This is a genomic window from Pedobacter gandavensis (assembly GCF_032677645.1).
Classification (GTDB): domain Bacteria; phylum Bacteroidota; class Bacteroidia; order Sphingobacteriales; family Sphingobacteriaceae; genus Pedobacter; species Pedobacter gandavensis_A.
The window spans coordinates 203,628-222,586 of record NZ_JAVTSB010000012.1 but is presented as its reverse complement, the minus strand read 5'-3'; the positions used below and the strand labels follow the sequence as shown (position 1 = coordinate 222,586).

Annotated in this window: 17 protein-coding genes; 4 read left to right on the top strand and 13 right to left on the bottom strand. The window is 40.6% G+C overall.

Annotation, left to right across the window (positions count from 1 at the left end):
* Positions 1-61 precede the first annotated feature (61 nt).
* Positions 62-721: a response regulator transcription factor gene (locus tag R2Q66_RS20030; RefSeq protein ID WP_316752439.1), complete on the bottom strand. Its 660-nt coding sequence runs from the start codon at positions 719-721 to the stop codon at positions 62-64.
* Positions 722-868: 147 nt separating this feature from the next.
* On the bottom strand, positions 869-3,034 hold the full coding sequence (locus R2Q66_RS20025) for a PAS domain-containing protein (RefSeq protein WP_316752437.1): 2,166 nt from the start codon (positions 3,032-3,034) through the stop codon (positions 869-871).
* A 394-nt stretch (positions 3,035-3,428) separates the two neighbouring features.
* Between R2Q66_RS20025 and R2Q66_RS20020 the strand changes: the two genes are divergently transcribed.
* Both R2Q66_RS20020 and R2Q66_RS20015 read left to right on the top strand, forming a co-directional pair.
* Positions 3,429-3,620, top strand: coding sequence for a cold-shock protein (locus R2Q66_RS20020; protein WP_316752436.1), 192 nt, complete (start codon positions 3,429-3,431; stop codon positions 3,618-3,620).
* Positions 3,621-4,060: 440 nt separating this feature from the next.
* Positions 4,061-4,309, top strand: coding sequence for a helix-turn-helix transcriptional regulator (locus tag R2Q66_RS20015; RefSeq protein WP_316752434.1), 249 nt, complete (start codon positions 4,061-4,063; stop codon positions 4,307-4,309).
* Positions 4,310-4,388: 79 nt separating this feature from the next.
* On the opposite strand, the gene R2Q66_RS20010 is transcribed toward R2Q66_RS20015, so the two are convergent.
* The 4 genes from R2Q66_RS20010 to R2Q66_RS19995 all read right to left on the bottom strand — a co-directional run bounded on the left by R2Q66_RS20010 (position 4,389) and on the right by R2Q66_RS19995 (position 9,349).
* Positions 4,389-5,798 carry a FecR domain-containing protein gene (locus R2Q66_RS20010; protein WP_316752432.1) on the bottom strand — a complete coding sequence of 470 codons (1,410 nt, stop codon included), beginning with the start codon at positions 5,796-5,798 and terminating at the stop codon, positions 4,389-4,391.
* Between the two features lie 127 nt (positions 5,799-5,925).
* A complete protein-coding gene (locus R2Q66_RS20005; protein ID WP_316752430.1) occupies positions 5,926-7,323 on the bottom strand; it encodes an aminopeptidase P family protein in 1,398 nt (465 codons plus the stop codon).
* A 134-nt stretch (positions 7,324-7,457) separates the two neighbouring features.
* Positions 7,458-7,820 (bottom strand): DUF6370 family protein, encoded by a 363-nt coding sequence (locus R2Q66_RS20000; RefSeq protein ID WP_316752429.1) that lies wholly within the window; start codon positions 7,818-7,820, stop codon positions 7,458-7,460.
* A gap of 53 nt (positions 7,821-7,873) precedes the next feature.
* Positions 7,874-9,349, bottom strand: a complete 1,476-nt coding sequence (locus R2Q66_RS19995) for an arylsulfatase (RefSeq protein ID WP_316752426.1) — start codon at positions 9,347-9,349, stop codon at positions 7,874-7,876.
* A gap of 131 nt (positions 9,350-9,480) precedes the next feature.
* Between R2Q66_RS19995 and R2Q66_RS19990 the strand changes: the two genes are divergently transcribed.
* A complete protein-coding gene (locus tag R2Q66_RS19990) occupies positions 9,481-10,338 on the top strand; it encodes a DMT family transporter (RefSeq protein ID WP_316752423.1) in 858 nt (285 codons plus the stop codon).
* A gap of 35 nt (positions 10,339-10,373) precedes the next feature.
* Here the strand turns inward: R2Q66_RS19990 and R2Q66_RS19985 are convergent, their stop codons facing one another.
* Genes R2Q66_RS19985 through R2Q66_RS19970 form a run of 4 tightly spaced genes read right to left on the bottom strand, consistent with a single transcriptional unit; the run spans position 10,374 to position 13,033 of the window.
* The gene (locus tag R2Q66_RS19985; protein WP_316752421.1) at positions 10,374-11,663 is read right to left on the bottom strand and encodes an ATP-binding protein; all 1,290 of its coding nucleotides are present in this window, start codon (positions 11,661-11,663) and stop codon (positions 10,374-10,376) included.
* A 42-nt stretch (positions 11,664-11,705) separates the two neighbouring features.
* Positions 11,706-12,008: an antibiotic biosynthesis monooxygenase gene (locus R2Q66_RS19980; protein ID WP_316752419.1), complete on the bottom strand. Its 303-nt coding sequence runs from the start codon at positions 12,006-12,008 to the stop codon at positions 11,706-11,708.
* Entirely contained in the window at positions 12,005-12,463 is a 459-nt protein-coding gene (locus tag R2Q66_RS19975; protein ID WP_316752416.1) for a DinB family protein, read from the bottom strand. Before R2Q66_RS19975 ends, R2Q66_RS19980 begins: the two co-directional genes overlap by 4 nt.
* A 57-nt stretch (positions 12,464-12,520) precedes the next feature.
* Complete coding sequence (locus tag R2Q66_RS19970) at positions 12,521-13,033, bottom strand: hypothetical protein (protein ID WP_316752414.1); 513 nt, start codon at positions 13,031-13,033, stop codon at positions 12,521-12,523.
* 266 nt (positions 13,034-13,299) lie between these two features.
* On the opposite strand from R2Q66_RS19970, the gene R2Q66_RS19965 reads away from it, so the two are divergent.
* A complete protein-coding gene (locus R2Q66_RS19965) occupies positions 13,300-13,839 on the top strand; it encodes a GIN domain-containing protein (protein WP_316752412.1) in 540 nt (179 codons plus the stop codon).
* Between the two features lie 155 nt (positions 13,840-13,994).
* Here R2Q66_RS19965 and R2Q66_RS19960 read toward each other — a convergent pair whose 3' ends face one another.
* From R2Q66_RS19960 to R2Q66_RS19950, 3 genes are all read right to left on the bottom strand, one after another.
* Positions 13,995-15,347: a PhoH family protein gene (locus tag R2Q66_RS19960; protein WP_316752408.1), complete on the bottom strand. Its 1,353-nt coding sequence runs from the start codon at positions 15,345-15,347 to the stop codon at positions 13,995-13,997.
* A 39-nt stretch (positions 15,348-15,386) separates the two neighbouring features.
* A complete protein-coding gene (locus R2Q66_RS19955) occupies positions 15,387-17,261 on the bottom strand; it encodes an alkaline phosphatase (RefSeq protein WP_316752406.1) in 1,875 nt (624 codons plus the stop codon).
* 171 nt (positions 17,262-17,432) lie between these two features.
* Positions 17,433-18,956, bottom strand: coding sequence for a RagB/SusD family nutrient uptake outer membrane protein (locus R2Q66_RS19950; RefSeq protein WP_316752404.1), 1,524 nt, complete (start codon positions 18,954-18,956; stop codon positions 17,433-17,435).
* Positions 18,957-18,959: the final 3 nt, after the last annotated feature.

Genomic DNA, 18,959 nt, shown 5'->3' with positions numbered 1-18,959 from the left:
AAATTAGCCATCTACTCCACAATTTAGGGTAACAGAACCTATTGCTGCTCAAAAACCACGCTTATTTTAGGTGCCCATTCACTACAGCATAACGAATTAACGAGGCCGTATTCCGCACTCTTGTTTTTTCAATAAGCGCTTGCCGATGTCCTTCTACCGTTCGTTTACTAATAAATAACTGGTCTGCGATTTCATTATTTGTGAATCCCTCCCCGATAAAGTAAAGTACTTCCACCTCTCTTGGAGAAAGATCTAGCTGGGTTTGATCTAAATATTCAGAAAAACCGCGGGGATGATGGAAAGTATCTGTTAAATACTGGAGACCCAATTCAGTACATAAGTATTTATGGCCCTGATTTGCCTGGCGAAATGCGAATAGAAGCTCCTCAATTCCTACGCTCTTCAATAAATAGCCCATTGCACCTTCAGAAAAAGCTTCATAAACATATTTATGCTGATCCAACATAGAAAGTATCACGATTTTTACCTTTGGATAATGAATCCTCAAGGTCTTAATGAGCGTAATACCATCCATTTCAGGCATATTGAGATCTGCCAAAACGACATCTACTTCCAGCCCTTCTGCTAACAAATCAATAACCTGAGAACCATTTGTCGCTTCACCAACAACTTTAATACTATTCTCTTGTTCTAACAACGACCGAATCCCATCCCGTACGATATGATGATCCTCAGCCAGCACCACTCTTAAAGCTTCCATACCTATGAATTTCGAGAAAAATCACAATAGTTAGCGCTAAAAGAAGAAATATTTCATCTTGTTTTAGTAAAATACCGTAGAAATACGTGAACCTAATACGTATTTATCCATAAATAAAAGAATTACCAGTAAATTAATATCATTAAATCAGGACAGAACGTTGGGGATAAGTACTGAAATTACCGTTCCTTTTCCTATAACGGAATTAATAGCCATACATCCATTTAAGAGACTTGCTTTATTTCTGATTGCTCTCAGACCGATTCCATTATTGCTGGTCAGATCCTGATCAAATCCCTTTCCATTATCATTTACCTGAATATGAATGACATCTTCATGGACATTAATCGTCAGTATAATTTTGGTAGCCTCCGCATGTTTAACCACATTCATGATCAATTCCTGAACGACTCTGTAAATAGAAATTTCTATAAATTTATCCCGTTTAATCTCTAATCCCGAGTATACGGTATGAATAAGAATGGCTTGTTGAAATTGATTACAAATATCATCTAATGCGGCTTTTAAACCAAAATCTTCCAGAATCGCAGGCATCAATTCATGGGAGAGCCTCCGGCTTTCTCTGATTGCATCTCCCAATAAGTCATCCGTATCTTGTAATTCTTTGAGCTGCGCTGCGGGTAGCAAATTACGCTGACTGATCATATTTTTAGATAAACTAAGTTTAACGCCATAAAGCAATTGCCCTAATCCATTATGCAAGTTTTCGGCGATACGTTTACGTTCTGCCTGTTGTGTTTCCAGGATAGCCATAAAAACCTCTTTTTTCAGTAATTCATTCTTTTTAAAGAGCTCTACCTGCATGGTCATATCTATATCTACACCTAATACCTTTAATGGTTTTCCGTTTTGATCCCGATGAATTGAAGCTTTTATTTTCAAAACCTTTGGAATATCGTCCACTAAAATCTCGATGGTTTCTTCAAACCCGGTCTCTCCGGTTTTCAGGAGCTCAATAATTTTTTCTGCTACAGAGATGTAGTTTACCGTAACATATTGAAGATAAATTTCAGGTACCGGTGAGACCTCTTTATCCAGATTAAAAAGGTGATACATGCCTTCTGACCAGCTAAAGGCTTTGGAGCTCAGGTCGTACTCCCAACTCCCGATCTTTGCCAGTGTTTCTGATTGCTGTAAGATCATCAGGTTTTTCAGTTGCTCCTGCTCTGCGAGTTTACGACTGTTGATATTTATCGTGGTCACAAGCAAAGCATCCCCAATTTTTATGATCATACTGGAAAACCATTCATTAAATCCATCATAATCATAATAGTATTCTGTTTGTTGGGCCCTGGAGGTATCCATCACCTTAAGCATTAAATCAAATAAACCGGAGGGTTTTACACCTGGATATTCAACCAGATAAAATTTACCAATCAAATCATCTCGTTGCACCTCTCTTTTTAATTCCCTGCTGATCATTTCAATCCGAAAATCTATAATTTTCCCTGAAAGATTTCTTACTGGCTTCAATAAGGATACACCCAGCAAACTTGCCTCAAAAACGGAGGCAATTAATTCTTTACTTTCTTTCAATTTCAGCTTCGTCTGGTGCTGCAACGTTAAGTCCTGAATTACGCCATAAAAACGGGTCAGTCCGGTATTTATATCTAATAAAAATTCCATTTTCAGATGGATCACCCTCGGGTCCGACTGAGTGGTCAGCATACGGTAGCTCTGTTCAAAAAAACACTTTTTCCGCAATTGACTTTCAAAAGTCTGACGTGCTAAAAGCCGGTCATCCGGATGGAAATAAGAGAACAGCAGCTCCAGATTAAAGGGTTTCTCTTGTGGGGAATGGCCGTAAATACGATATACCCCGTCGCTTAAATAAAGGGTATCAGTTTCGGATAAGCCTTCAAAATAACCGATATTTCCCAATTCCTGAGCCAATTTCAAACGATGTTGTTCTTCTAACATCTCAAGTTTAATATTGGTCATTTCAGTGATGTCTGTAAACATTAAAACAACACCATCTTCAGAGGGAATGGTTTGAAGGGAAATCCAGGCCTGGCTATAGCCACAAAAGTATTCAGTATTACCACTTGTATTCTCAAAAACAGCCTTGTGAATGGCTCTGAAAGCTTCCGGGCAAGCGCTTTTATCAAAAAAATCCCAGGCATTGAGCCCTATCATTTCCAGCTGAAAAAGTGAGGCGGCCTTTTTATTCCCATATAAAATTACATGGTTAACATCCAGCTGCAGGCAGGCCACATCGATTAAATTCAGCATATATGCTGCGCTGGAATCTTTGGTTAAGTCCGCGTATTGTTCCGGGGGAATACTGATCATAAATAAGGAGAAATCTAAACAATTAACCTATAAAATAACAAGCCAAAGCTAAAAGTGTTTTTAATGAGAATCCCGAAAGGCATCCCCGCTGCAAAATCACGTATTTATACTGCAGATCAAAAAGTAAAACACCTGGAAACAACAGTGTAAAGTACCTAAAATCAAACAGTAAGCGTTCAAATTATTTCAAAGTATAAACATTTCTCTACATTGCTTGTTCCTGTGAAATATATAAAATCGCTATGGAAAATAATAAGATGCGGCGCAAAAAGCCTGTCAAACCGCTTTGGAAACCGAAGGATTGACTATTGAAATACGTCAGTTGCTAACAGATCAGCAAGCACAGCTTGCAAGATCCTTTATTCGTCTAATATAAAACCACAAACTTTACACCATGCAAAAAGGAACAGTGAAATTTTTTAATGCTACAAAGGGATTCGGATTTATTGTTCCTGAAGATGGAAGTGCCGAAATCTTCGTACACTCTTCAGGAATAAAAGAACCTATTCGTGAAAATGATACCGTAAGTTACGAAGTAGCCCAGGGTAAAAAGGGCTTAAATGCAGTAAACGTTAGAAAAAGTTAATCATTTATTTTCTCCCCAGCCCCGGCCTGTGTCAATGACCTCATTGTACAGGCCTTTTTATTTCCAACCGGCCTTTTCCCACCCATCCGCTGTTATTAACTATTTTATCCGAAGGGGAAAAACCGACTACAGCCTACTCCGGCAAAATATAATTCTGGACAACCACTAAAACCACAATTATTAATTACGATTTTGTGTGTAATAAATTATTTAATTACTTAACTTTAATTTAGAATCGAAACAGAATTGAGCATACCATTTATCCTGAACCACCTAAAACCAACTAAATTATCCTAAATAACAAAAACACATTCTACAAAAAAACCACAAACCAATACAATCAACCAAATTAAACAAACCAATAGCGAAATGATAAACCCATTTATTGATGCCTGGTTATCAAAATGAGTCTTGTCCTTTTCCTTATTTAATGCCTCATTATGAACACAAAATCGAAATTTGAACTAGAAATTGTCCGTAAAGTACGAACGATCAGAAAAGAAAGAAACAAAGGGCAAACTTACATTGCCAGTGTTCTGAAAGTTTCTGATGGTTATATCGGACAGATAGAGGGGGAAAGATGGCCAGCCATGTATACCTATGACCAACTCAATAAAATAGCTATAGAGTTCGGTTGCAGCCCTCAGGATTTCATCCCCAATGAAAGTATTCAGGAAAACTACAGCTAACTGTATGATAACGCCTGTAAACTGATTAATTCCTCCGTTTACAGGCGTTTTTTTTTAACTATTTCAATGTCAGGAAGGCTTATTTCAGCACGACAATCCGTTTTGCTTCCAGCTTAAAATGAACTGCAGACGACAACTCCAGCTGACTCAATACGGTAGACAGCTCGTCAAATCTGGAAACTTCAGCACTGAGTAGCTGATCTTGATTTACATCTTCATACACCACAGCAACATCATACCAGCGACTGATCTTTTTCATGATACTTCCCAATCGCTCTGACTTAAACACAAAGGATCCATTTTTCCAGGCTAGCAGATCTGCTACATTGACATTTTCTACTTTAGCCGTTGATTCCGTTAACACCAGCTGTTGCCCGGGTTTTAATACCGTTTCTTTATTTCCTATAGCCGGATGGTCAACCAGCACCGCTCCATTCAACAAGGCCGTATTAACCGTTGCATCATCGGGGTAACTACTCACCTGAAACTGAGTGCCCAGCACTTTTACATCCTGCCTGGCCGACTTTACAATAAAGGGACTTGCAGCATTATTGGCCACCTCAAAATAAGCTTCTCCACTCAGCGTTACTTTACGCAGTTTCTGTTCTGAAAATATACCCGGAAATTTAAGGGAAGAGGCTGCATTTAACCACACTTTAGTCCCGTCAGATAAAGTCAGCATATACTGCCCTCCATTCGGCGTTTTAAGGGTCAAATCTAAACCGTCAGCCAGCACCGGCAATCCGGTTCCATCGTTATAGGTAATACCAGACGCTGTGATCAGCAATCCGCTTTTAACCTCACTCAAATTAATTGTTTGTCCATCTGACAATAAAAGCGAGGCCTTATTGCTCCCCGGCACAATGCCATAAGAAGCGGAACCTGTAATCGGGTCATCAAATTTTGAAGCCCTGAACTGCCTGTAAAACATCGACATAAACCCCGTTGTCAACAAAGCGAGACAAGCTATCGCGAGATAGGCGAAAGATCGTTGTTTATAAAATGGAATTAGCTTGATCTTATGATCGGCAGATTTAATCACCGAACTCAGTAGCGGGTAAAGATCAGCGATATGTTTTTTTAAGCGTACATCGATAAAACCCACAGGTAGCTCATCAGACAATGCTTTTTTAATGAGTAAACGTAATTCTTTTTCAGAAAGTGTACCGAAATGTGCCATCAGCAGCTCCGTTTCTTCATCACTCACAAATTTCCGGAAATAATCGAATACCAGTTTTTCTGCCGTTGTATTCAGTTGGGTTCCGAAAGGCGTTTTAAGAGAAATGCTATTCCTGTTATCCCAAACGGTTAGAAATAAATCCTGAACCAACTTATCGGCTAAATTCTGATCTTTCAGGAGGTGCAGCAACTGCCCATATATTTTTCCACTGAAATGCGCATAAAGCTTCCCGAAAGCAACCTCATCTCCTGCTTTTAGTTTTATCAGTTCTTCCTTTTCATTCCAGTGCTCTGGTACTTTATTCCCCATAAATTTTTAGCGTTGTCCTGGTTATTTTAGCGTCATCCTAATGAATTGAGCAGAGATTTTTCCAGCTCAATTCATCGGGAATAGAACAATTAATACTTATAACAATAGTTTAATATAAACGTTTGTATTAAAACGCGGTACTTCTGATTTCTTCTATGTCTGCTACCGAAATCGCCAGGTCTTTACCCAATTTTCTATAACCATCAGCAGTGATCACATAATCGTCTTCTACTCTGATCCCACCAAAATCACGGTAAGCCTGCACTTTATCATAATTGATATATTCTGAAAACTCATTGCTAGCCTGCCATTGATCAATCAGTTCAGGAATAAAATAGAGCCCCGGTTCTACCGTTACCACATATCCTTCTTCCAGCGCTTTCCCTAATCTCAATGATTTTAAGCCAAACTGAGTCGTATTTTTCTGAAGTTCATCGGTGTATCCGACATATTGTTCGCCAAGATTTTCCATATCATGCACGTCCAATCCCATCATATGACCTGTACCACATTGAAAAAACAACGCATGAGCGCCTCTAGCTACTGCATCTTCCAGGTTTCCCTTCATCAGACCCAGGTTTTTTAATCCTTCTGCAAGGCTCAAACAAGATTGATAATGCACGTCGATATACCTCACGCCAGGTTTTAGTGCTTCAACCGCCTGCTGATAGGCATGAAGCACAATGTTATAAGCATCTTTTTGTTCCGGAAGGAATTTTTTGCCTGCCGGGAAGGTCCGCGTCAGGTCACCAGCATAACCCATTGGCGTTTCTGCCCCTGAATCATTCAGTACCATATCGCCTTCTTTTAAGATATTGCCATGATAATGATTGTGTAAAATCTGTCCGTTTACGGTTAAAATGATCGGGTAAGAAAGCTGTCCGCCGGAGCTTAAAGCGACTTGATGAACAGCCGCTGCCAACTCATTTTCCGTCATACCAGGTCTGGCTAGCTGCATCGCTTTCAGGTGCATATCTGCAGAAATCACCGAAGCTTTATCTAATTCGATTAACTCTAATGCTGATTTCACCGAACGTTGCGCCACTACAGCTTTAATCAAAGGAACTGAGGCCTTTTCTTTGACCTGTCCTGGTTTAATATCCAGCAATTCTGCCAGTTTAATTTTATGTTCTGCACGATAAGGTGGCAGGAAATGTATGGTTCTACCCTGCCCTTTTGCTTTGGCCAGGTATTGATCCAGTTGCTGCAAAGGAGAAAGTCTCGTGATTCCTGCTTCTTCCGCTTTCGCTGACAATGTTTTTTGTCTGCCCATCCAAACGATGGCATCCATACTCATCTCATCGCCAAAAAGGGTCACCTGGTTTTCGTCCAGATCAATTACCGCAGCGAGTTGTGGTTCCGGAATCCCGAAGTAATATAAAAATGTGCTGTCTTGTCGGAAATGATAAGCATTGTCCAAAAAGTTCATGGGACTTTCTTCATTTCCCAGAAAAAGTAAAATACCGGACTTAAGCTGCCCGGAAAGTTGTTTTCTTCTTGCTATATATTCGTCTTTATGAAACATATCTGATGGGTTTTAACTACTTTTTCAAAGGTAACAACTATCTTCTTGTTTTTTAAAATAATGCGGTTCTGCACAAAAAAAGCCACCTCTGGTTTAAAAGAGATGGCTTTTCAGGAATCGAATCTGGTGGATATTTATTTTTTCGGGGCTGGTTTTCCTGCCTCATCTTTTAACAATTTAAAAGTACTGGCTTTAAAACGGCCGTTTTCTACTTTCCCAGTCACTTCTGCTTTTCTGATTTTATTACAAAAACCGTCTTTGGCATGTGCATCGCCGTGATCGTCAATATCAGATCCGTCCACAAAATAAGCATGACCATCAATACGTACCGCAAGGTCACATTCTTTTCCCGGAAGGCCGAATTTACATTCCCCGCAAGCGGTTTCTACCACATGTGGTTTTTCAAAATTAACAACTGCCGCTTTTTTTGTTTTTTCCTGAGCCTGAACGCCAATAGCCAGCAGAGCGAAAAACAGAAGGGTAATAAACTTTTTCATGATCGTTTAAATTTGTATAAAAATATAATAAAAACAGGAGAATGAAGCCTGTCTTATAAAAAGTTCCAGTCTTTCAGGTGGGAGTCCTGATGTTCTTTTTTCACAATGGCATCAAACTGTGCCACCAGGTCCGGATGGCTCTTCGACAGGTCTTTAGTCTCGTTTCTATCAGTTTTCAAATGATAAACCTGCCATGGACTATCAGGGTCTTTTTTTACATTGGTGCGGACACCTTTCCAATCGCCCATTCTAATGGCTAGCTGACCTCCTTTTTCAGGAAATTCGAAGTATAAATATTTGTGTTTTTTCTGCTGTTTTAATTTACCCAATAAAGTTGGCAAAAAAGAAATACCATCGGTATTTTCAACTTTTTGTCCGGTTAACTCTGCCAGGGTTGCTAAGAGGTCAAATTGTGCGGAGATCAAACTGCTCCCGGAGCCTGCTTTAATTTTACCCGGCCAGCGTGCGATAAAGGGCTCCCTGATTCCACCCTCATAAACATCGGTTTTCAATCCCCTAAGGCCTGCTACACTATTAAAATAGGCCGCATTTACACCCCCGTTAAAAGTAGTTCCATTATCACTGGAAAACATAATGATCGTATTTTCATCTAATCCCAGCGCTTTGATTTTCTCTAGAATCATCCCCACCTGTGCATCTAAAAAAGTAATCATTGCCGCATAAGTTGAATAGGGATGCTGGTTTGGCGCATAACCTTGCTGACCGTAATAAGGTTGTTCTTCAAATTTCCCGATATAGGCCTGTACAAATGCATCCGGTGCCTGTAAAGAGACATGTGGCAATGGATATGGAAGATATAAAAAGAAAGGTTTTTCTTTATTCTGATCGATAAATGACAATGCTTTTTCCGTCATTTTCTCCGGGGCATAAACTTTCCCTTTATAATAATCGAAATCTTTAGCGGTCGCTTTTTTAGGATCCAGTGCCCGATGAACATTGATAAAAGTATTATCTAAGGTATCCTTTTGATCATTTTCCCATAAATGGGTCGGATAAAAACTATGTGCTTGTTTTTGATCCAGCAATCCGTAGTAATAATCAAAACCCTGCTTTAAGGGGGAACCGGAAGTACCGTTCATACCTAATCCCCATTTACCGACCAGGCCGGTTTTATAACCCGCCTGTTGCATCAGGTGAGCCACCGTAAAAGTCCCTTCTTTTAAGGGCATCTGGCCTCGTTCTTCGCTATCCGGAAAACCACCCAGTTCGTGATTACCCCTGATGTAAGCATGTCCGCCATGTTTTCCGGTCATTAGCATCGCCCTGGCAGGTGCGCAAACTGGTGTCCCCGTATAATGTTCGGTAAACTTCATTCCCTCTTTTGCCAGGCGATCCAGATGGGGAGTCTTGATTTTATCTTGCCCGTAAGCACCTATTTCTGCATAGCCCAGATCATCTGCATAGATGTAAATGACATTTGGCTTTCTTTGCGCAAAACAATTATTAACCGGCATCCATCCGAAAACAAACTGGAAGGTAATTCCTACAAATACAACGAGTTTTTTCATTGCTGTCTAAGATATAGAAAGATCCATAAAATATTGTCGTCTGCTTTTCGTAATTTTGCGCTCCCAAATCGGGACAACGTTTCAAATCATCAACTAAACGTTTGATTTATTCCATTTAATACCTCCGCATTATGAAAAGACCTAGCCTGCTCAATATTCCACCATTACCCGCAGTGTTATTGGCTATCATTAGCGTGCAGGCGGGTGCAGCGATTGCAAAAGGATTGTTCCCGGCTATTGGCCCTACGGCCACCGCCTCTCTGAGAATTGGGTTATCGGCAATCATTTTACTGCTGGTCAACCGCCCGAATTTATTTAAACTCAGCAAAGCACAATGGAAAGCTGTAATTCCTTATGGCCTTGCATTGGGTGCAATGAATGTGATTTTTTACATGGCGATTAAACGGATTCCACTCGGATTAGGTGTTACCCTCGAATTTATCGGGCCATTATTACTTGCAGTATTTAATTCTAAACGCGGACTGGATTACCTCTGGGTCTTACTGGCAGCCGTCGGAATTGCCTTAATTGCACCATGGTCTAACCAGGGACTAGACCTGATCGGTGTGCTCCTGGCCTTATTGGCCGGAGGATTCTGGGCAGCCTATATTGTGTTGGGTAGCCGGATTTCTAAGATCATGAAAGGTGGCGATGCCGTCTCTGTGGGAATGATTTTCGCAACCCTACTCGTGGTTCCTTTTGGATTTATCGGTGGTGGATTCGGTGAAATTACGCCTACCTTATTGTTACTCGGCGCTGCATTAGCCCTTTTATCAAGTGCCATTCCTTTCACCTTAGAAATGAGCGCCCTCGGTCAGATGCCAGCACGTACTTTCAGCATTCTGATGAGTATGGAGCCTGCGGTAGCCTCTTTGGCAGGTATCATATTTTTACATGAACACCTTTCTCTTTTCGAATATCTTGCCGTTGCCCTGGTAGTTATTGCCAGTGCCGGTGCAACCCTGACTTCTAAAAAAGAGACCTTATAAAAGATTTATCTTTTGATAAAGCATTCCATGATTAATTAATCCTGGAATGCTAAAAAGTTCATCAGCTCTTCTTTTTCTTCAGCTTCCAGCTCTACAATCCCTTCGATAACGGAGAACAGTTGTCCCCTTTCCTTAGAATTGAGCAATACATGGGTTAAGCGAATAAAAGCTTTCTTTTGATCTATGCTTAAACCACTAAATAGCTTAGGCTGCAATTCATACATCAGTTTTAAAGTCTCCAGCAGATCCCTTCTTTGCGCTTCATCCGCTACGTTAAACTGTGGTAAGACCCCTTCCATAGCATATTTTTCCATCAGTTTATTTGAAAACTCTTTCAGGAATGGTTTTCTTTTAGCTCTCAACAGCTCATTTACATTTTTGATCAGAAACTTATATTCCAGAGAAGATTTTGTACGGGCATACAGCTTAACCTGAGCCTCGTAATCAGTACTGCTAAAATCAAACTCATCAAAAAACTCACTCTCAATGAAAACACTATGATAATATTCATCGGCTTTCTTATTCAGCGTAGTGTAGTCTTTATAAACTTCCTGACCTTTATGATTCACAAAGTAATTCTTCGACAATTCCTTGTGTAAAGACTCCTTCCATTGGATAAATTTCACTTTGAATGTGGTATTACTTTCCTGGTATTTAAAAACCAATCCATCCTCCTGATCAATGATGTTTTCCTGATAAGCTAAGGGTTCGCCATTGATCACAATAGAAAAACCCCTGTTTTTATGGAGCTCCAAAAACCAGCAGAACTCCGCTCGTAAATATGGAATGATACTCGATTCCATCGCTTCTTTTGAAAACTGTACCTCAGCAAATGAAACGGTAGTACCTGTAGATTTTCCTTTTATAGCTGCATTTACTTTTACATCTTCGTTTAAAAGCTTCGCCTCGTAATTATTCAATGCTCCTACTGCGACTTTAATACTTCCGTTTTTCAATAGCCCCTTTTCTTCATAAGTAGTATTCCATTCCGCAGCATGAGCAAAAGTAAAAAAGGTCAATCTACCCACCCCATTCTTTCCGTGCATCGTAGACTTATGTAGGTGAATACGTTGTTCCAGTGCTTTTTCGGATTCATAAAAAGGGTTAAACTTATCTTTTAACAAAGAAAAATTGATCCCATATCCATTATCTGCAACCTTCAAACTTTCTATGCTACCCAGCGCATTAAAAGTATAATCAATCAAAATGGTATCTGCTTTTGCATCAAAACCATTCCAGATGTATTCTGCAAGTGCCTGTTTTTCATTGTAAAGACGCAGAACTTTTTTAATCCCTGTGGAAGTGATATTTACATTATTGGCCATGATGAGTTAATTGGTTTTGAAATTCAAACTTAAGCTTTTTGTCTATTTTTTTTCTGAGAACACCATTTCATAATGTTCCACCTTCGGAAAAGGATCATAATATTTATGTAGTAATGCTTTCCATTCCAGGTATTCTTCGGATTGCCTGAAACCAACAGTATGGTCTTCCAGCTCTTCCCAGTTAACCAATAAAATATATCGGTTAGAAACTTCCAGACATCGTTGTAACTGATGCCCCCGGTATCCTTTCATGCTACTGATAATCCCTGATGCTTTTTCAAAATCTTTCTCAAAAGAAAGTTTCAGATGTGGGATAACGTCTAATATGGCTACTTCTAAAATCATTGTTTTTCGCGGGTATAAGTGATGTACATCAGATCAGGAGGCGTACTGAAGAAAGGTTTCATCAGGCTAACAATTTGCCCCTGGTGATATGCTGAATGAACAATCAGGTGTGTTAGTATATCGGATAGTAGGCTCTCATAAGCTATTCCTTTAGTGTTGTAATAACGTATTTTACGTTGAAAGTCTGCTGCGTCCATTTGTTCCAGGAAAGCAGTCATCAGCTGGTTATTCTGATCCAGCAATTGCTGCCAGTCTTTTTCGTCAAACTTCTCCCAGACATCCACATCCTGCATTTCTCCAACCATCCGGTTCCGCCACACTCTTGTTGTAGCGAGTAAATGGTTAAAAAGGTCTTTTGCCCGTTGAGGAATCTCCTCAGCGCACTGCATGGACTGAATTAGCCTGACATTTGTCCAATAGTCAAAAGCAAGCAGGTTAAAAAAATAATCCTTCATAAATCTGAATCTATGAAGGACAAGTTATAAAAAATCAGTTACAAGGCTATTAAAGAATTACAACACCATTAAACTAACGGCATCATAGGTCAGCCTTCCATGATCATCAGATTTAAACAGCTTACCAGCCATTACGATTTCCTTACCTGTTAAACTTCCAGCCGCTTCTATTTTCATTTGATGGTTCACTTTAAGCAAAGTACCATCTTCCAGAATCATTTCCAATTGTCCGTTTGGAGCAACGTTAGCGACCAATCCTTTTATTTTCAATTCTGCGGATGTTCTCTTTTTCATAAAAGACTTTACGGAGGATAAATCAATCAGGTCTACGTCTTGCAGAGGTGCACCAAAAACAATTTGACCCGCTACCACATCAACCGGCCTCAGTTTAACCACATCTGCATCAGCCTGATAAAAACGACTAACAAGTACAAAAGCCAACAGTAAAAACACAGCAAGCTTGAAGATACGAACCGTTTTATCGGTGTAAACGAAATATGTTTTTTCGCTGTTTACCCTATTTAAGATTTCATTTACAGCTAATGAATCTTTCCTGATTAGATGTCCCATGTCATTTATGATTTATGATGAGACAAATTTCCGGCTTATATCAGTCCTCTTTGTTGACCTATGGTAAGTAATCATTTAGCTCCTCAAAAGATGACGAAACCCTGAATAATCATCGACGAAAATATTTTCGTCGATTGGTCGAGAAGTTCCGGCGGTTGGTCGACAGTTCTTTTGACATGGTCTAAAGCACCAAAAACCGCAGTAACCTTTCTCATTTGAGCTGGTCTTAACTACAAATAACCTTAAAAAACTTAAAAACTAAAGACATGAAAACTTCCATCAAAACCCTAATCGCAACTACTTTAACAGCTATCGTTTTAACTTCTTCGGCTTTCAATACGATGGCGAAAGAGAAATCTCCAACCCATAACAGCAGTACCGTAAAATTCAACAAAGTAGTGGTAACCGGAAATGCGAATGTAGTCCTGATTCAGGGAAACAGCGAAAGCATCCAAAGCTATGACGAAATTAAAAGCAACACAACTAGCGTTCAACAAAAAGGATATACCCTGTACATCAATTCTACAGATAAAAGCACAATTTATGTCCATGTAAAAGACCTGCAAAGAATTGATGCCGCCCAAACCAGTACCGTAAAAACCCGTGGCAGCTTTGACCTTGCTGTACTTCAGATTTTCTTAAAAGATAGCGCTAGAGCAAATGTGAATGCCACTATCGGAAGCCTGTACACAGATATCAATGGCGCATCCGATTTGAAACTCAGCGGATCATCAAATGAGCACAATCTGGTTAAAAATGATGTAGCCATACTAAACCTGACCGGTTTCGTTATTGCAAAACTGTAAGGAACGCAGTCCGACTGCCCACTATAAAACAAAAGCCATTACACTAATATTCAGCTAGAAAACGAAAAACCGTTCAAAAGGAGAGCGGTTTTTTTATGTTTAGTTTATCCTGTGCAATTCTTCCTATACAAAGGGAATTCAACATGAAAAAGAAACTACAACAAATCATTCGCCAGATTAGCCAGTTCACTACGCTCCCCCTTATCCAGGGTTATGTGTGCATATAGCGGATGATTTTTCGCACTTTCAATCAGGTAGGATAAGCCATTACTCTCAGCATCAAGATAAGGCGTATCAATCTGGTAAATATCACCTGTAAACACAATTTTAGTATCCTCACCGGCACGGGAAATAATGGTTTTAATTTCATGAGGGGTTAGGTTTTGTGCTTCATCCACAATGAAAAATATCTTCGTCAGTGTTCTCCCTCTGATATAGGCCAGGGGAGCAATCAAAATCTTTTCATTGTGTACAAAGTCCTCGATCCGTGCCTGGGTTTTAGGGTCATGCTGATACTGCTCTTTGATAAACCTCAGGTTGTCCCATATGGGCGCCATGTAAGGATCAATCTTCGATTTCGCATCACCGGGCAAAAAGCCAATATCCTTATTACTTAAGGCAACAATTGGCCGTGTCACATAAATCTGGCGGTAATCTTTACGCATTTCCAAAGCACTGGCTATCGCAATCAGGGTTTTCCCCGTACCTGCTTTCCCCTGAATAGTCACCAGCTTTACGGCCGGATTCAATAGCGCATTGATCGCCATACTCTGCTCCTCATTTCTCGGCGCTATATTGAAAACCTTTTGAGACTTTACGCGAATCAGACTATCGGTTTGAACATCATAATAAGCCGTCTGAGTTTTTCTTTTACTTTTCAGAATATAAAAATGATTTCCGCCAATGGGGGCCGGTTTCATTTCCGCAGCAGGAACACTCCCCTCGCTTTTCAAAGTATCAAAAAGCTGCGCATCTATATTCGGAAGCACTGTTTTTCCGGTATATAGCGCAGCTACATTTTTAACTTTTCCGGTTTCATAATCTTCCGCGTGAAGGTCCATAGATTTCGCCTTTAACCGCAAACAAATGTCTTTAGAGACCAGCACCACCTTCTTTTCCGGAAACTCTTCCTGTAAACTCAGTGCTGCATTTAAAATGCGATGGTCAAATTTCCCTGCGCCAAAAATAGCCTCCGCATCATAGCGCGCGGGTTTATGATCCATCACTACCTTAAAATGGCCTTGCTTAACACCTTTCAACGGAATCCACTGATCCATGATTTTATCTCCGGAGGCCTGATCCATTAAACGGATAAAGCTTCTGGCTTCCGCATTGCGTGTTTCATTCCCGTTTTTCATATTGTCTAACTCTTCCAGTACTTGTATGGGGATGGCCACATCATGCTCCTGAAAATTATTGAAGGCATTATGATCGTACAGAATGACAGAAGTATCCAGCACAAAGATCTTTTTTTTCGCAGCATTTCGCTTTAAGGAAGGTTTAGTCATGGTGATTAAAATTAGCGATTTTCCGGAAATCTACCAGCATTACTTCCGCTTCTTTTTCTGCTTTAAATCAATCACCTTGAGTATTTTATGAAAAAGCTCATGATTTGAATAAGTTCCCCGGAATTCTGCTGATCCGGGACCATAAGCAAACACAGGAACCATAATATTGGTATGGTCATTTGTACTAAACTCGCCGGTCACCATTCCCTTTTCTGCAGAAGCATCTAATAATGTTAAGCCTCCGGTTTCATGATCGGCAGTGATCAGCACCAATGTTTCTTTATTTTGATCTGCAAACGCTAAGGCAGCAGCAACGGCCTTATCAAAATCATGGAGTTCCGTAACCACATAAGGCAAATCGTTCTGATGACCTCCATAGTCAATTTGCGCCCCCTCCGCCATGATAAAAAAACCGTTATTATTGGCCGATAATATTTGCAAAGTGTGCTGTAAACTTTCTTTTAACAGTTCCCCACGACCATCTTTTACAGGTCTGGTGGCGCTATCCGGCAATAAAACCAAATGCTTCCCCTCCCTATGACCATAAAAATCTTTCGCCTGAGTACTCAATTGAAAACCCTGCGTTTTCAATTTGTTCATCAGTTCGCCATCCTTATTTTTCAGAAAACTCCTTTGATTGGAGCCCACAAGAATTTCTACCTTGCTTTGTACCAGGTCTGTTGCAATCTCCCCCGACATTGCCCGGTCTATCTGGTGTGCATAAAATGCAGCAGGAGTCGCGTCCGTCAGGTCGCCAACGCTAATAATCCCACTTTTAATTCCATAACCTGCCAGGGTATCTACCAGATTGGTCATTTTTCTTCCATCCGGTCCAACCCCGATATAGCGGTTATTCGTTTTCGCACCAGTAGCCATTGCAGAAGCACCCGCAGCAGAATCCGTATTCCCTGCATCAGCAGCAGCCGTTTGAGAGAATCCGATGTTACGAATATTACTCATATTTAACTGTCCATGATTGGCAATATAGCCCGCATGAATCTGCGCCAGCCCCATGCCGTCACCAATCAGCAGAATTACATTTTTAACCGGCTTAAGGAGGCCGTCCACCTTATATTCCGGGGTATAAACCGGATAAGCCACCGGATTTGTATAAGTCAGTTTATCCTTATGAACATAAAAATCTTTTAATTTTCCCGGTTGATCCGTATTGATCCAATCTGCCCCCAGCCTTTCCAAAACGATCCAGGTATTGGGACTGTCTTGTGTGGCCCAAAACCTAAAGGGCTTATGTTGTGCATGTGCCCGATCAATCAAACTTTTTAGCATAGTAAGATCCCCTGGTGTCGGATTTCCTTTCCCGTTCCATGAGGTATAGTTTTTCAAATCATCGCTGATCATCGCTATTCTTTTCAATTGATCAGCGGTATAACTGATATTCGGCCTCCCATCAAATGACAAGTATTCCGGAAAATCAGGAAAATTCTGAGGCTGAGGCACATCCCCGCTAATGACTATGCGAATGGCATTTGGATTCCTGACATCATTGAAAACGCCCGGATAAGCGGCTAGATCTTTAATCAATTGTGCCAGTACAGCCGGATGGTTCTCCTTAATATCCACCACCAGTTGCAGTTTCATTTTTGAATCGGCATAAGCTTTATTCCCGTTCTGCCGGAAAAACTTAGCTAAAGGCTCCAGATAAAGTGCTTTCAAGGTAGCGTCTGCTTTAATTTCTGAAACATCATGGGCGACATACAAAACCCCGTTTTTCAGAAAAACATCAGCTTCAATAGCACCCATCCCTGCGTAATAGGCGGTTAATAAGGGGATATTCTGCCGGTAATCATTATGACTATGACCAGAATTAAAACTTAAAGTATGTTGTGCTTTTGCCTCTACGGCAAATAAGACTCCTGCAAAAACCGCAGAACGAATGATATTTTTTATATCCATGTTTTGTTTTGAATCGAATTTTATTCAAATGACAGGTAACCTGTTACCTATCAAAAGAACTAATGAAAAAGAACAGTTTTTAAAAGCACCACCAGTTTTGGTTTAAACCAAAACTGGTGGCAATCATATAGAGATCTTACAGATCCACATCAGGTTAAAAAACCGCCTGAATTACCAGCCCGGATTTTGGGTAATCACACCGGAACTGTTGTCAATTTCCCGCTGTGGAACAGCCCATACATCATGTATCTGAGGGTTAAATACTCTGGATGCCCAGATCACATTTCCCTGCGAATCGTGTAAGGGCAAAGCATAAACCGTCTTTGCATCACCCCAGCGCACTAAATCCCGGTGGCGATCTGCCCATTCCCCGGCCAGCTCACTACGACGTTCACGCTTCAAATCCGCAAGGGTCATTCCTGATTTTGCGATTAAACCCGCACGAAGCCTGATCTTATTCAGCTCAGTATCTCCGGCTCCGGCAGCACCGCTCATAATCGCAGCTTCTGCTTTGATCAGCAATACTTCTGCAAAACGCATCAAAGGAACATTCAAATCTGTGGTGCCGTTATCTCCACTTGGATTAACATGTGTTGGTATTGGATCAGCATGAGAGAAAGGTTCCATGTATTTTTTAAACTGATAATCAGAAGTTGCCCCGCCATCTTTAGTGAAACTACGCTCCTGTCCAAAGAAAAAGAACACATCACCGGTCTTTAAAATAGTGGCTTCCCTACGCTGATCGTTTGTTTCATACGAATCGTACAGCTCTTTTGTTGGCAGATAATACCCCCATCCATTGTAAATACCCCAACCTTTATTGGTCAGCATTACACCTGGCAGCTTACTTCCCCAGCCCGTACCACCACCATTTGGCGTACATACCACAGACCAGATATACTCTTTTGACCAGTTATTCGAGGCTTTGAAAACATCTGAAAATTTGGTCATCACCAGATCATGCTGACCAGAATTGATCACCATATCCGCGTATTTTACCGCATTGGGATAGTCCTTTTTATACAGATAAACTTTCGACAAATACGCCCAGGCAGCAGTTTTATGCGCCTTACCATAATCTGCCGCTTTCATTTCCGAAAACAAAGGCAATTGATCTGCCGCTTTCAAAAGCAACTGAATGATATAATCATAATTTTCATTCACATTTTTTGCTCTCGGAATCGCCTTTGAAGGGTCTGTATCCAGACTTACAATAGGCACCCCTGCTTTCTCATTTCCATAATTGGCTGCCAATTGAAAATACATCAATCCCGCATTAAAATAAGCATCACCAATCACCTGTTTCTTCAGGTTTTCATCCATCTCAATCCCGGGAACATACTTCAGGATATCGTTGGCGCGCTTAATTACCGCATAACGCATAGACCATTGCGATTCAGTGTATCCACCACCAACATAAGTTTTATTAAAGTTTTTAATGTTATCAGCCTCAGGCTTGTTCCTACCGGTGACCATGTCATCGCTGGCATTGATAAACCAGAACATCCCCCTGCCATAAAAATCCTCTTCATTGTATTTCTCATACAAACCGTTTTCGGCTTTAATGGCATCCTGCTGCGTTTTCCAGAAATTCTGAGCAGATGGCGGACCTTCCGGATCGATATTTAGCTGTTGTTTACAAGCGCTTAAAATGGCCAGTGCTGCAATGGCGACATACTTTATATTTCGTTTCATTTT